At 55.5% G+C, this 14,824-nt stretch carries 12 protein-coding genes; 6 read left to right on the forward strand and 6 right to left on the reverse strand.

Translation table 11 applies throughout. The features are described from left to right. Positions 1-35 precede the first annotated feature (35 nt). The 4 genes from G497_RS19080 to G497_RS17150 all read right to left on the reverse strand — a co-directional run bounded on the left by G497_RS19080 (position 36) and on the right by G497_RS17150 (position 5,834). Complete coding sequence (locus G497_RS19080; protein ID WP_051257918.1) at positions 36-2,870, reverse strand: response regulator; 2,835 nt, start codon at positions 2,868-2,870, stop codon at positions 36-38. Between the two features lie 55 nt (positions 2,871-2,925). Further along, on the reverse strand, positions 2,926-3,711 hold the full coding sequence (locus G497_RS17140; RefSeq protein ID WP_051257919.1) for a formylglycine-generating enzyme family protein: 786 nt from the start codon (positions 3,709-3,711) through the stop codon (positions 2,926-2,928). A gap of 463 nt (positions 3,712-4,174) precedes the next feature. Beyond that, entirely contained in the window at positions 4,175-4,819 is a 645-nt protein-coding gene (locus G497_RS17145; RefSeq protein ID WP_051257920.1) for a class I SAM-dependent methyltransferase, read from the reverse strand. Between the two features lie 49 nt (positions 4,820-4,868). After that, entirely contained in the window at positions 4,869-5,834 is a 966-nt protein-coding gene (locus tag G497_RS17150; protein ID WP_051257921.1) for an HD domain-containing protein, read from the reverse strand. Positions 5,835-6,055: 221 nt separating this feature from the next. Here G497_RS17150 and G497_RS17155 point away from each other — a divergent pair, with 221 nt between their 5' ends. Genes G497_RS17155 through G497_RS0106895 form a run of 3 tightly spaced genes read left to right on the forward strand, consistent with a single transcriptional unit; the run spans position 6,056 to position 9,558 of the window. After that, positions 6,056-7,255 carry an MFS transporter gene (locus G497_RS17155; RefSeq protein ID WP_051257922.1) on the forward strand — a complete coding sequence of 400 codons (1,200 nt, stop codon included), beginning with the start codon at positions 6,056-6,058 and terminating at the stop codon, positions 7,253-7,255. Between the two features lie 12 nt (positions 7,256-7,267). Next, positions 7,268-8,893 (forward strand): cobyrinic acid a,c-diamide synthase CobB, encoded by a 1,626-nt coding sequence (locus G497_RS17160; protein ID WP_051257923.1) that lies wholly within the window; start codon positions 7,268-7,270, stop codon positions 8,891-8,893. 17 nt (positions 8,894-8,910) lie between these two features. Beyond that, positions 8,911-9,558, forward strand: a complete 648-nt coding sequence (locus G497_RS0106895; RefSeq protein WP_027187601.1) for a precorrin-8X methylmutase — start codon at positions 8,911-8,913, stop codon at positions 9,556-9,558. 202 nt (positions 9,559-9,760) lie between these two features. Here the strand turns inward: G497_RS0106895 and G497_RS19085 are convergent, their stop codons facing one another. Next, a complete protein-coding gene (locus G497_RS19085; RefSeq protein WP_156907980.1) occupies positions 9,761-11,389 on the reverse strand; it encodes an N-acetylmuramoyl-L-alanine amidase in 1,629 nt (542 codons plus the stop codon). Between the two features lie 232 nt (positions 11,390-11,621). On the opposite strand from G497_RS19085, the gene G497_RS0106910 reads away from it, so the two are divergent. Next, a complete protein-coding gene (locus G497_RS0106910; RefSeq protein ID WP_027187603.1) occupies positions 11,622-12,092 on the forward strand; it encodes a TspO/MBR family protein in 471 nt (156 codons plus the stop codon). Between the two features lie 247 nt (positions 12,093-12,339). On the opposite strand, the gene G497_RS0106920 is transcribed toward G497_RS0106910, so the two are convergent. Beyond that, positions 12,340-13,329, reverse strand: a complete 990-nt coding sequence (locus G497_RS0106920; protein ID WP_027187604.1) for a M48 family metallopeptidase — start codon at positions 13,327-13,329, stop codon at positions 12,340-12,342. A gap of 344 nt (positions 13,330-13,673) precedes the next feature. Between G497_RS0106920 and G497_RS0106925 the strand changes: the two genes are divergently transcribed. Next, positions 13,674-14,420 carry a hypothetical protein gene (locus G497_RS0106925; protein WP_027187605.1) on the forward strand — a complete coding sequence of 249 codons (747 nt, stop codon included), beginning with the start codon at positions 13,674-13,676 and terminating at the stop codon, positions 14,418-14,420. 192 nt (positions 14,421-14,612) lie between these two features. Further along, the coding region (locus G497_RS0106930; RefSeq protein ID WP_027187606.1) for a transposase at positions 14,613-14,824 on the forward strand (212 nt) is incomplete at its 3' end.

Genomic DNA, 14,824 nt, shown 5'->3' on the forward strand with positions numbered 1-14,824 from the left:
AATCACACAAAAAAAGGTGCTCGAGGAGGGGGGCCCTACTTAGAAAGCCAGTACTCCAGGCGTTCATATAATTTGGCGGCGTCAATGGGTTTGGTAATGTGGTCGTTCATGCCGGCGTCCAGGCTTTTGTCCCTGTCGCTGCTCATGGCGTGGGCTGTCATGGCAATAATGGGCAATGTACCGGCGGCCAGTTTGGGTGGCAGGAAGGCCGTTTTCTTTCTAGCCAGGGTTCGCAGGGTGCTGGTGGCTTCCAGGCCGCCCATGCGCGGCATTTGAATATCCATAAGGATAACATCAAAGGCTTCTGTTCTGGCCTTTTCCACCCCTTCAATGCCATCATTGGCCACGCTCACCTTTGCCCCCATGTCTTCCAGCAGGGCCACGGCAATTTCCTGGTTTGTTTCATTGTCTTCCACCAGCAGAATGCGGGAACCTTGAATATGCGGGTATTGGGGCTGTTCCTGGCAATTTCCGGCGGAATGGGTTTGTTGTTCTCCTGCCGGGGTATCCACCAGCAGGGTGGTGAAGGTTTGCGTCATGGCATCCATAAGCATGGAAGGGGTAACGGGCTTATGCAGCCGGGCCTGGAACAGGTGTTCTGTGGCAACGTGTTCCTGTTCTTCAACGGAATAGCAGGACATAAAGAAAATGGGGGTTTCGTCTTGCGGGCCAAGGGCTGCGCGAATGGCCTTGGTTGCTTCAATGCCATCCATGCCCGGCATTTGCCAGTCCATAAGAATGAGGTTGTAGGCAGTGCCATTTGCCTTGGCGTGTTTTACTGCGTGCAGGGCGTCTTCCCCGCTGGCCGCTTCAACCACCATTAGGCCCATGGGTTCCAGCATTTCCCGGAATGCTTCCCGTGCCGCTTCGCTGTCGTCCACCACCAGGGCGCGTTTGCCTTGCAGGTTTTGCAGGGAACGGCATTCATGCCCCTGCTGCCCTAACGCGACTGGCAGCACACAGTGGAAGGTGCTGCCCACCCCCATGGTACTTTCCACCCAAATGGTGCCGCCCATCATTTCAGCCAGGCGCTTGCTAATGGCCAGGCCAAGCCCTGTGCCGCCGTATTTGCGTGTGGTGTAATCGTCTGCCTGACTAAATGAAGTAAACAGCTTTTCAATTTGTTCCTGGGTAAGGCCAATACCTGTGTCTTGCACCCAAAAATGCAGGGTTACCTGCCCGGGTTGGCCAAGTGCCACGGGTACTTCCGGGGGCAGTTCCTGGGGGTTGGCTGTTTTTACCCCCACAAAAATTTCACCCTGCTCGGTAAATTTCAGGGCATTGGTGGTGAGGTTCAGCAAAATTTGGGAAAGGCGTAAAGGGTCGCCTTTCAGGTGGTCGGGTATTCCTGGAGCCACCCGGAACAGCACTTCCAGGTTTTTTTCCCCGGCCTTCACTGTAATAAGCGAACTTAAGTCGTTCAGCAGGCTGGAAAGGCGGTAGGGGGTGCATTCAATTTCCATTTTGCCTGCTTCAATTTTGGAAAAATCAAGGATATCGTTGATAATACGAAGCAGGTTGCTGGCGGCAGATTGTATTTTGGCAACGTAGTTGTGCTGTTTAGGGGAAAGAACGGTAAGCATGCACAGGTGGGCCATACCCATAATGGCGTTCATGGGGGTGCGAATTTCATGGCTCATGCGGGCCAGGAATTCACTTTTAGCTTCACTGGCCGCTTCAGCCGCGTGGCGGGCGCTGCTTTCCGCCAGGTGCTGCTTTACGTGTTTTTCCAGGCGGGTACCCATATTATTAAAGGCCTGGCCCAGCTCCTGCAATTCCAGCGAACCACTTATGTGGGGAATGCGCAGGTCAAGGCTGCCCGCAGACATGGCATTGGTAGCCAGGGTAAGCTGTTCCAGGGGGTGGGAAATGTTGCGGGAAATGAGCCAGTAAATAATAAGAAACAGCAGCAGGGTGCCAACGCCCAGGCCCCATAACCGTGTGTTCATGCCTTCGCGCAGGGACTGCATGGCAAGGTCCTCCGGCACAATAAGCACCAATAACCAGTTGGTGTGCTCTATGCGGGCATGGCCGAACCAGGTGTTTTCATCTGTAGCCGGGTCGAGCATGGTTACAGGCGTTGTGGGCAGGGTGCCGGGCAACAGCTTGGCAAAGGTCTGCAATTGCTGGCGCAGTTGTGTTTGGGTAAACTGCATCATTTCACTGGAGACTTTGCTTCTTGTCTGCATGGAACAACTGGGAGCAATAATAATGTCTCCCTTGGTGCTCACAAGCCCGATACCGGCATTGTTCAGGTCCATTTTGCGCAGTTGGGAGCGGATGTGCCGTAGCTGCATATCCAGGAATACAACCCCTAGGAACTCTCCTTCTTCCACCATGGGTGTGGCAAAGGTCACCACAGGCTGGTTGTGCAGGCTGGGTTCCATGTAGGGCAGGCTCCAGTAGTCTTTATCGCTCTCTTTCACTGCCGTGAACCATTCAGCAGTCGTGTAGTCTATGTTCTTTTCCGGCGAAAGTATGGTTTTATGGCACTGGTCATCTTCATCTATCCAAATGAAGGGCGCATAAAATGGGGTGTTGGGGGTATGCTGGAATTTGTCGTAAGCAACGCCCATGCCGGAAATTTGAGGAAAACGGCGCAAGGGGCGTTCCATTTGCGCAAACAGCCTGTTTGCATCCACATGCTTGTTGGCTTTAATGAACTCTGCCTGCTGGGTGGCAGGTTCCATGGCAGTGGCGAAAAAATTGCTCAGGGTCATGGCCCTGAATGCGGCCATTTCTTGCAGCGAGTCGTTGAGGCTGTTTTGTATTTGCTGTTCACCGTGGCGAAACTCAAGAAGAATCAGGGTCAGGTTCACCAGTAGTAGTGGCACTGCCACAATAAGCAAAATAAGACTGCGCACTCGCATAATCGTTTCTCCACCATTCGCAGGGTGTTGTTTCCCGGCTTATTTGCTAAGGGCTTTATTCCTGTGGAATGAACACCAGGCGGAACCCGCTGAAGGGGCATTGGGTGTCTTGGGGGTTGCTTATGCGCACCGTGGGGCGCAGGGTATTGGCGGAACTGTCCCAACTGCCGCCGCGCTCTGCACGGTACAGGCCTTTTTCCGGGCCTTTGGGGTCGTTTTCCGGGCTTTCTGTGTAATAGGTGTCTTTGTACCAGTCATGTACCCATTCCCACACGTTGCCTTGCATGTCGTAAAGGCCAAAGGCGTTGGGTTTGCGCTGCCCCACGGGGTGCGGCGTGCCCATGGAATTGTCCTTGAACCAGCCATACAGGCCAAGTTCTTTTGCATTGTCGCCAAAAGAATAAAGGCCAGTGCCCCCGGCACGCGCGGCATATTCCCATTCTGCCTCGGTGGGCAGGCGATATTTTTGCCCTTCTCGTTGGTTCAGCTTGCGTATGAACAGGTAAATATTGTCCCAGGAAACGGTGTTCACGGGCAGGTTGTTTCCTTGGGGGCTACTGGGGTTTTCCCCCATAATGGCTTCCCACTGCTCCTGTGTGACCTCATATTTGCCAAGGTAATAAGGCTTGCTTATGGTTACCGTGTGTTTTGGGCCTTCATCTTCCCCCACGTTCACGCCTTCTTGCTTTGCAGCACCCATAACAAATGTACCCGCCGGAACGAGCACAAATTCCATGCCAAGGCTGTTGATGACTGAAGGTTCCAGTGCCATGCCGGCAGTGGGGAAAAGAAAAAACGAAACAATAATGCAATACAATGTACGGTAACAGGTGCGTGGCATGCGTAATCTCCTTGCGTGCGTTGGTCTGGGCGTTATGCCAGGGCCAAGTGCCCTGTAAAGGCAGGTATGCTCGCTGTAAAATAATACGGTAATGAAGGAAAAAACACCTCACTGATGAGAAAGAGAATAACCTTTTTTGTATACCAACCCGCACACAGCTTGGCAAGGGCTGTTGCCATGCACAACCATTGCCTGTACTGAAATGTATCCGTAACATCCTTATTATTTTGAGTTTTAAGCAGGAAACAAATGGTGAGAATCTACTTGTGAGTATCGGAAAAGAGCCAATGCTATCCGGCTACAAAGCCGGATAGCATTGGGGCGATTTTGCTTGCAAAATTGCCTCGCGCAGCGTGTTGTTTGCCTTTATAATCACCTCTTTGTCTTCTCTTTAAGGTAATGCTTGGCAAAGAACAAAAAGAGAGCCCGACCGTATTGTTAAGATGGTCTTGAATTATGAAGGCTATTTTTCAATGGGAAGATGCTCCAGCGTGTATAGGCCCATGCTGTGGGCCGCAAGCCTTTGGCAGTGGGTTATGCGCGCACCCGCCCTGTGGGCAAGGCCAGCCATGCCCCCCTGGCGTATGAAGGCACGAAAATGGGTATAGTGTTCTTTGCCTGCCATGCGCTCAATAAAGTGGGGCCACAGGCAGAACAGATAGTCCAGGTTGCGTTCCGGGGCCCGCCATTCAAGCACCAGGGCGCGGGGGGCCAGTTGCAGGCCTTGTTGCAGCAACGCCGCCGGGTCTTCCCCTGTTTCGTGCAGTATGAGGGAAAACACAACAATATCAAAGGTGTTTTGGGCAAACGGGGGGTGGGCAGCATTGGCCTGCACGCATGGTAGCAGGGGGGCAGGGTACCCCTTGGCGCGGTTATGAACTGCCTGGGCCTGCAACATGGCAGGGGAGGCATCCATGCCCACGGCAAAAATCCCTTGGCTTTGGAGGTATTGCACCAGCTTCCCTGTGCCGCAGCCCACATCCAGCACGCGCTTGGCATACAACTGGGAGCAGCGCATAGCTATGGCCTGACGCGAATACGCCAGGGCTTTTGCCGTGATGGTATCGTACACAGGGGCAATGTGCTGGTATGGGTCTTTCGGGGGCATGGTGATGGGCCTACTGTGGGAGACTCCCCATGGCAGGGAGGGCGGGCTGTTATTGGGTATTGGGGAATGCCGAGGCCAGGCGTATGTGCAGCAGGGCCAATGCCTCATGGCGCAGGGCGTCTACCCCTTGTAGGCCATTAATAATAGTAATGAGGTGCCCGCTTTGGGCAAGTTGCCTTTTGGAAGCGGTAAAGTGCAGGGCGTCAAACCAGGTACATAGCAGTAGCCGAAAGTCGTTTACTGTGCGCATGTTTTGGAACGAGGCCGGAGTGCGCTGTTGCAGGGCCTGCCACACAGCTTCACTGTATGCCCCCGGTGTGTCGGCCAGGTGCATGACCACGGTGTTGTCCGGGGTTTTCCCTGGGCCAAGCTGCTCACACATCAGGGAAATAATGTCCAGTTTGTCGGCATCGCGCACCGCATTAAGCACCGCCTGCATGGGGGCAGGCAGCCCGGCGGGGGGCTGGTAGGCGTTGTGCAGGCACACGGCAGTGCGCACCATGTGGCGCACCGCGGGAGCTTCTTTTTGGAGAAAACCTTCCCGCGCAAGTACCATGGCGCCCAGGTGGCCGTGGTTGCAGGAATGGGCATCAGAAAAAGTTTGGTAGGTAACGAGCTGGGTAAAGCGGCCCACATCGTGGTACAGCGCAGCCAGCAGCAAGGCCCGGTACATGGGGGGGGCGGCAAAAGCGTCTTCCTGCGCGGCAATGGCCATGGCATTTTCCAGCACCCGGAAGGTGTGTTCCCGTTTTAACTGCAAATGCGCGGCAAGACTTGGGTTTGGTGTGCTAAAGCGTGCGGCATAGCGTGTTAACTGTTTTTTATGGGCCGCAAGCCAGGCCGGGGCAGTGGCGTTTTCGCGGTGGTGCTTGTCGTTCATGGCGTCCCAGGTGGGGTCGCGCAGGATACCGCGAGGGCCGTAAAGCACACGCAGAAGCAGAACAATGATGCCGCCCATGCCAAGCATGAGGGCTACACTGCCTGCTTTGGTCAGGAAAAGGGTTTGCCAGTCCATGGGTGTCCTTGCACAGATTTTACAACGAAACAGGGAAGCACAAACCATACCAGCCATGGCAGGGCTTGGCAATTGTGGCCTGCATGGAAATGCCCGGAATAGCCATTGTGGGCAGGGGGGAAATGGCTTATAACAACGCACCTGTTCAGCCCAGCCCCTACAGGCAATGACGCAATGTTGCCCTGGGTTATCTCTTGCGCAGTGTAATGAAGGATATAGGCATGCTTTGCACGCAACACACTGAATATACCCCCAACCAGAAAAAAGTTATCGTGCTTTCAAGCGTTGCCACCATAGGTATGGTGTTTGGTCTTGTGAGCATTATGCCCGTGGTGCCAAAACTGGCAGAAGTGTTCCAGGTTTCTTTGAGCACTGCCAGCCTGGTTATTGCGGCGTATGCTTTACCGGGTATTTTTCTGGCCCCGGTGGCCGGGCTTTTGGCCGACCGCTTTGGACGGCGGGTGGTGCTGGTGCCGGCTTTTTTGCTGTTTGGGCTGGCTGGTGGCGCCTGCGCTTTTGCCCCTGGGCTGCATGAACTTATTGCCCTGCGGCTTGTGCAGGGCATTGGGGCGGCACCCCTGCAAGCCTTGAATATTACCATTTTGGGTGATGCTTTTTCCGGCCCGGTGCGGGCACGCTGGCTTGGCTATAATATGACCATGGTAAGCGTGTGCAATGCGGTGTACCCGGCCCTTGGCGGCCTGCTTGGCCAATGGGACTGGCGCTATCCCTTCCTGTTGCCCCTGTTTGCCTTGCCAGTGGCCTTTGTGGCCTTGCGTACCAAACTGGAAAAACCACAAGAGCGGCCCGGCCTTGGGGCATACCTTGTGGAGGTGGGCCGTGTGTTGCGGGGGCGCACCCTGTGGGCATTGCTTGCCACCCTGCTCGTTTTTTTCATGCTGTTTGCCGGTATTATTACGGGCTATCCTGCCTTTGCGCGGCACCAGTTTGGGGCAGAACCTGCTGCCATTGGTATGCTTATGGTGATGTTTTCTCTGGGTTCCGGGCTGGTTTCCTTGTGGTTTGGTCGGCTTGCCCAAACCTTTGCTGTGCGCGCCCTGCTGCTGGTAAGCGTTGCCCTGTATGCCCTGGGCCTTGGGCTTTTGCCGCACATGCCTTCGTTTTACTGGCTTGCCTTGCCCCTTTTACTGTTTGGGGCAGGGCATGCTTTGAATGTGCCGTGCGTGCAGTCCCTGTTGGTGCGCTCTGTGCCACCGCAGCGGCGCGGGGCCCTGCTTTCCTTGAACAGTATGCTCACCAGAGTGGGGCAAACAGCAGGGCCATTTTTGTTTGGCCTTGTCGTGGAAGGGGTGAGCATGGCCTTTGCCTTCAGCGCATTGTTGCTTGTGCCTGCCGGGCTTATGGGGCTTGCCTTTGGGGTGGTTGGGCCAGGGACATTGCGCGAACAAGGCGACGAGTAAGGGGAAACGCATATGAATACTTCTTCTACCAGCACTTTCCAGGCACTGGGGGCACTGGCCCCGGCCCCCCCCGCAGGCCAGCCCGGTGCGGCAACGGCAGCCCTTGGCGTGCGCGGTTTTTTGGTGGGCGGCACAGCTAGCGGGGCGGGTAAAACCACCCTTACCCTTGCGCTTATTGCTGCCCTTGTGGCCCGTGGGCACAGTGTGCAGCCCTTTAAGGTGGGGCCAGACCCCATTGACCTTTCCCTGCACAGTGCCGTGGCAGGCAGGCAGGGCTATTCCCTGGATGCCTTTTTGGGCGGGCAGGAAGGATGTTGCCAGACGTTTTACCGTCCGTTTGTGGCTGCGGCGGGGCAACATATGTCCTTGGCAGGGGCACAATCCCCGCAGCCCGGTTCTCAGCCTATTCAGCCTGCTCCCTGCACCATGGCCGTGGTGGAAGGGGTGATGGGCCTGTTTGACGGTGTGGCATTTGGGGGGGAAGAAGGTTCCCCTGCCCAAATAGCCAAGTGGCTTGGTCTGCCTGTGGTGCTGGTGCTGGACGCCCGTTCCCTGGCCCGTTCTGTAGCGGCCCTGGCCCAGGGTTTTGTGCATTTTGACCCCCAACTTTCATTTGCCGGGGTGGTGTGTAACCGGGTGGGTAGCCCCCGCCATGCTGCTATTTTATGTCAGGCCTTGCAAGACCATTGCCCGCAGGTGCGGCTTTTGGGGTGTATGCCCCGGCTGGAAGATATCCGCCTGCCCGCACGGTACCTTGGCCTTGTGGCAGAGGAAGCCACAGCCAACCCCCATGGGTTTGCCAGCACTTTGCGCCAATGGGCGGAAGACCACCTGGACATGGACGCCCTGGTGGCAGCCTTGCCGGATGTGGCTTTGCCTGCCCCAGAACAGGCGCACCTTACCCTGCCTTCATGCCAGAGCGAAGCAAGCGTAGGGAATATGGTTGCGAGCACTGCCGCAACGCCTGTACCGCACGCCGGTGCCCGCAATAGCAGCAAGGTGCGTGTGGCGGTTGCCCACGATGCTGCCTTCAGCTTTTATTTTCAGGAAAACAGAGACAGGCTGGAAGCCGCCGGGGCAGAACTGTGCTTTTTTTCTCCCTTGCATGATGCCGCCTTGCCCGCCGGGGTGCAGGGGCTATGGTTGGGGGGCGGGTACCCGGAACTTGTGGCAGAAGGGCTAGCCGCCAACCAGCCCATGCTGCGGGCTGTGCGCCAGTTTGCCCAGGCCGGGGGCACGGTGTGGGCGGAAGGGGGCGGCTTTATGTACCTTATGCAGGGGGTTACCACGGCCTCTGGTCAGGAATATGCCATGGCCGGGGTGTTCCCCTTTGCCTGCCGTATGCATGCCAAGCGTCAGGCGTTGGGCTACCGTTTGCTCAACGTGCAGCAGCCGTGCTGCCTTGCCCCTGCCCCAACGGTGTTGCGCGGGCATGAATTCAGGTACAGTGCCCTGGTTGGGGAACCCTTGCCCCACAGTGTGACGTGCGTGGGCACCCTGGCAGACGCCAGCGGCAATGCCACCGGGGGAATGGCCTATAGCCCCGCGGGCTTACCCGCTACGTTGGGGCTGTATGCCCACCTGTATTTGGGGTCTTTTCCGGCAAGTGCCGCTGCCTTTCTTACCCCTGCCCTGTGATTTACCAAGGATAAGCCATGATTACACTTGACCCCCATAATACCCCCCAAGGCATTGAGGACCGCTCCTTTGCCATTATTGATGCTGAAATTGACCCCAAGCCGTTCCATGGGGACGCCTGGCAGGTGGCCCGGCGTTTGGTGCACACCAGTGGCGACACAGGCCTTGTGGCTGATTTATGGTTGCCTGATGCGGCCGTGGCTGCCGGGGTGGCTGCCATTCGGGCCGGGGCGCCCATTTTTACGGATACGGAAATGGCCCGTGCAGGTATGCCCCTGCGCCGCCTGAGCCCTTTTGGTTGCACTGTGCAGTGCCTGCTGGCTGCGCCGGGTGTGGCAGAACTGGCCGTGGCAGAAGGCATTACCCGCTCAAGAGCAGGGGTGCTGTGCCTTGGCAAGGCCATGGAAGGTAGTATTATTGCCATTGGCAATGCCCCCACCGCCTTGCTGGCGATGTTGGAAGCAGTGGCAGAAAACGGTATTATGCCTGCCCTGGTGGTAGGTATGCCTGTGGGGTTTGTGAATGCGGCGGAATCAAAGGAACTGCTGGTGCAGCAGAAAGCCCTGCATAGCCTTGTGTTGCGCGGGCGCAGGGGCGGTTCGCCCCTTGCGGCTGCCACGGTAAATGCCCTGGCCTGTCTGGCAAGCGATGGAGCAGGTGTGTAGCTGAGTTGATAACAATTTTGATTACTTGATTTTTACTTGGTGAGGCTCTGCCTCCCCAAACCCCTCCGCCAAGGGCATCATGCCCTTGGAACCCCACATGGTGCTTGTTTTCACGCGCTGCGTGAAAGCAAGCGAAATGGGGGTCAAGGGGAATCATTCCCCTTGCAGGGGGTTGGGGGACAGTGTCCCCCAATGATACACTCTATTTTTCCACAGCGCGTTTGTAGGCGCTTACAGCGTCGGCCAGGCCTGCTGCCTGGAGTTGTAAAAATCGGTCGGAGCGCAAGCTTGCTGCGTCGTCTGTGTTGGTCACATACCCGAATTCAACGAGAATGGCGGGCATTTTTGCTCCCATAAGTACATAAAACGGGGCAGAGCGCACGCCGTTATCCACCATGGCCTGTTTGCCGCTGGCAGCCCTTTTGAGTATCTCTTTTTGCACCATGCTGGCCAGCTTGTGCGACTCATTGCGTTTGCTGTTGCCAGTGAGGTCAGAAAGGATAAATTGCAGGTCGCTTACCCCCCCCACATCAATGCCGTTTTCCCGTGCCGCAGCAAGGGCTGCGTCTTTGGATTTTGCAGTATCCAGGTAGTACGTTTCCAGCCCCTGAATTGCCGGGTTGGCGTTGGCGTTGGCATGTAGGGAAATAAACAGGTCTGCCTTTTGGGCATTGGCCATAAGGGGCCTGTCTTGCAAGGAAATATAGGAATCGTTCGCTCTGGTAAGAATAACCGTAAACCCTTGGGCTTCCAACGCTGCGCTGACCTTTTTGGCCATTTGCATGGTAAACAGGCTTTCCTGAATGGTATTGGCAGTGGTGCCAGGGTCTTTGCCCCCGTGGCCGGGGTCCAGCATAATGGTGCGTACTGTCAGCCCAAGCTGTTGCGCCAGGGTGCCCTTTTGGTTGGTATTGGTAGCTTTATCCTTGGTGCGAGAGGGCTTTTCTCCGGTTCGTCCAGCTTTATCTGCTGTTTTCCCGGCTTTTTCCTCAGGGCTGGCTGTTTTGCTTTCTTGCGCTTCTTTGCCGCGCTCTTTTTTGGGTGCGGTTTCCTTGTCCGGGGTGGTCTGTGGGGGCTGGGCTTCCAGGTCCTTGAGCAACGCCACGGCCTGGGTTGCCTGTTTGCTTTGGGGGTAGTCGCGCTGCAACAGCCGTAAGGTGCGCTTGGCGTCGTCCAGCCCATGGGGCACGCGGCTTAACAAGGTGGCCTGCTTCAGCCGGGCTTCCGCAGCGCGGGTATGCTTGTTGTGCTTGGTGGCAAAGGCGTCATACCGCTGGGCCGCTTCGCGCCAGTCTTGGGTGGTGCGGGCACGCACTGCCAGTTCTTCCCGTGTTCGTGCGGCAAGCAACATGGCTTCCGGCTGGTTGGGGTAGCGTTCCAGTATGGCTTTGATGCGCGTTTCAAAATTCAGCCAGTTGTGCCGCAGGGAAGCGCGCTGGGCATCGCCAGCAAGGGCGTTGAACTCTGCCTGTAACCCCTGCACGGCGTTGAGTGCTTTGGGAGAGGTGGCGGCACTGGCCGTGGTTTCAGCCTTGGCCTGGGGGGTGGCGCGTACCTGCGTGCTGGCAGGGGTGGTGCGTGGTTTGTTTTGCTGCGTCCCTGTGGCTGGTTGCGTATCGTTTTTTTTCGTGGGGGTGGCTTGCTTGCTTGGGGCGGGCTTTTGGTTGGTGCTGCGCTGCTTTTCTATTTGCTGCGTGGTGGAACTTGGGGCTGCCAAGGCAGGGCTTTGTTGTGCCCCAAAGCATTGCAGAGTGAAAAAGCAAAGGCACAGCATTATTATGGCACGGGCAGGGGCCAGAGCACGGGCAAAGAGCCGGGCACCACGGCGCAAAATAGCGCGTTGGTGGCAGGCTGGGGGAGTATGAAAAAGGGCGGTGCAAATGCTCAACATAATGGGCAGGGAATATACCCGTAATAGATTTTTTTGACAAGCAGGCCCGCAGGAGAACAAACTGGGGGGCTGCCAAGGCTTTGCGGGCGGTATAGCTGCCAGCATTGCATAAAGCGGGTAATAGATTTATGGTGGAAACGTTATAAATACGTGCATGTTGTAGGGGGAATATATGAACACAGTACTATTGGTGTTAGGCAGTGTTTTGCTCTGTTTTGCCGTGGGCTTTGTGGGTGCACGGTTGCAGGTACGTTCCCTGGCGGAATGGTACCCCACGTTGCGTAAGTCGCCCCTTACCCCGCCCAACAGGGTATTCCCCCTGGCCTGGGGGGTGCTGTATGCCTGCATGGGCATATCCCTTGGGTTGCTGCTGGCAGCGCAAGGCCCCCAGCGGCTGCTGTGCATAAGTATTTTTGCCGTGCAACTTATGCTTAACGGCCTGTGGAGCATTGCCTTTTTCTACTACCGCAGCCCCCGCGCGGGCCTGGTGGTGGTGGCGGCGTTGTGGTGTGCCATTGTGTGGTTTGCCGTGGCTGTGTTCCCCATAAGCCAGGTGGCTTCCTTTTTGTTTGTTCCCTATATTGTTTGGGTAGCTTTTGCCGCGTATTTGAATTTGTACATTGTGCAGCATAACAAGGGGTAACGGCAAAGCAGAGGGGAAGGCTTGGTTTTTTTGTATGGGAATAGCAAACCAAACAGTGGGTGTGGGTATACCTGGAAACAATAAGGAAACGCTCATTTTTTCCGTTTGGTGGCGTTGCTTCATGATTTGTCCAGGGGGGCAGGGCCAAAGAGCCCACCCCCCCTGTACAAAACACGTGCGCCTTGCCAAACGAAAAAACTGAGCGTTTCCAGAGTATGTGGAATTTTTTGTTTAGCGTAAAAAACGGCTATTCGCTTTTGCCGAACTTGCCAAACCCTTTGCTTAGTCCGGAAAGCGCGCCTTTTGCGGCGTCCTTGGCTTTATCTGCTGCTTCTTTGGCTTTATCGGCAGCGGATGCGGTGTCCAGAGCGGGGGTGGCAGAAGCGGGCAGTTCTTTGCGCAGTGTTTTGCGTTCCAGAACGTTGGTGTATTCGCCGCTATCGTTGAACTTGATGAGTTCTCCCACGCGGGAAACAGACCATGGGTGGGAGCGACCATTGCTCAGAATGATTTTTTGCACCAGGCCGAGGCCTTCCGAGCTGACCTGCTCAAAGTTGCGGCTTTGCTCGATAAATTCTTCCAAGTTCAGTTCGTCCACAAAGCGCTGGCTGGAGCCTGCCAGTTTCATCAGGGCTGTGCATGAGGCGTTGAAGTTTTGGCACGCCAAATAGCCACCACGGTCGCAGGAATATTCTGCGGCCCGGTACCATTCAAAGTAGGCATAGTTCAGGGCGTAAATGGCTGGCTGGGAAAAGGTGCTCAGCCCTGGCACGGTGGAAAGGATGGCGCTGAGCAGGTTCTCGCCCAAAATTGTGCCCAGGGCCTGGTAAATGATGTGCTGCGACTTGATGTGGGAAAGTTCATGCCCAATAACAAAGCGGATTTCGTCATCGGTAAGAAAGTCCAGCAAGTAGCTGTATATGCACACAATTGGCTTGTCAGGGCACGCGGTATAGGCGTTCAACTGGGGGGCAGAGCTTACATAAAAAAGAGGCTCGTCAACGTTCAGGGTTTCGCACGCTTCGCGCATAAGCTTGTACAGGGTGGGCATTTGCCGCTCAGTCACCTTCAGGTTGCTGCCAAGCAGTTCCATTCTGGAAATACTGTTCTGTGGCACGGTGCAAAGTTCCAGCACCTTGGGGAAAAGGGGGATTTTACGTAACGTCTCAAGGCCTATTCTGTCTAACGGGTGTTCATACTCACAAGAATGTAAATCAGTAATGGCAACAGTTTTCATGCGTGGTGCTCTCCGGGTATTGGTGTGCAAAGCCGCTGGTTACAATGTATACAGGCCCGCAAGTCTGCGGCTCGTTTCAGGCTGTTCGGGGTGTTCTGTGTCATCCATTTTGGTGATTACCAGAATTTGCAACTTTCACAAGAAAAAAGTGTTCTTTTGCCTGTGTGCAGCCTGTAAAAAACGTTGATATGCTTCTGCCTGTTGCGTAATGCAGTATCTCTCCCCCTTCATTTTTTGCCAGGTTTCAGGCGTAACAAGTGCCCCATGGTGAATAGGCAGTTGCGCGCCACACAAGGCACTGCTAGTATCTTTTTCTCTATAAGCCGATAACACAAGGGGAGATAATGATGCGCACCGTACACAGCAACACAAGACGCTGTTTCCATTTTGCAGGCATACCAATGTGCCTGCCCATTCTGCTGGTGAATTGCCTGCTTTTTTTCGGTTGTAAGGCAACCAATACAGCGCCCCCCCCACCTGTTGCGGCCCCCCAGCAAGAGATGCCCAGTTACAAATATCTGTTTGCCCACAGAATTTTACCCCAGGGGCTGCACGGAACACCGGAAACGGCGTTGCTGCTTGCTTTTTCAGAACAAGGCGATGCATTTTTAGCTTCTGTGTGGGAACAGAATAAGCAGGCAAACCCGCAATTCGCAAGTGAAGTTGCCAGCCCGCCCAAGGTAATTCAGCGTGGGTTCCTGGCAAAAAGTCTGGCGTTCTTCATTATTGAAATGCCAACGCCAGAGGTAATGCCTGAAGCTTATTACGCCCTTGTTATTGTTGAGTTGACGCAGGATGCCAAGAAGCAGGCGCTGGATGCCAAACGCATCTGGTACTATACGCTGGAAAAAACCATGCCCAAGGAAGCTTTGCTGGCAGGGAACAAGGCAAATGCAGCCCCGACGCAGCAAACAGCCACCGTTATTGGGCAGTGGACCAATGAACCACGGCACTGGAACTTTGGCCCCGGCCCTGCCCCAGGCGACCCCAAAGCCTTTGCCGGTGCGGTGTTTACGCTGTTCCGGGCAAAAGTCAAGGAAGCTGCTCGTGCCAAACAGAGTGCGGGCGGGAATGGGCCAGCAAGGCAGTAAGGAAAGGTGGTATGGGGAGTGCCCACACCTTACCAGACCAATAGGCCCGCAGAAACAAGCGGTGAACGTGCCGCTTATTCCAGTGGGTTAATGACAACTTACTTTTTACCAGAGAGAGTAGGGTAATCCCCCCAAAAAGTAGTAGCTTTTATAAGTAGAATTTCCGAGAATAAACCAAGCGGAGATTTTACAATGAAAAAATCACGATTTACTGACACTCAAATTTTGGCAATATTGAAGCAGGCCGAGAACGGCATTCCCGTTCCTGACCTTTGCCGTGAGCATGGCATGAGCAGTGCTACTTTTTACAAATGGCGCTCAAAGTTTGGCGGAATGGATGCCTCGCTTATGGCCCGCATGCGTGAGCTGGAGCAGGAAAACGCCCGGCTCAAGCGAATGTATGC

This window comes from Desulfovibrio cuneatus DSM 11391 (genome assembly GCF_000430005.1).
In the GTDB taxonomy this organism is placed as follows: Bacteria; Desulfobacterota; Desulfovibrionia; order Desulfovibrionales; family Desulfovibrionaceae; genus Frigididesulfovibrio; species Frigididesulfovibrio cuneatus.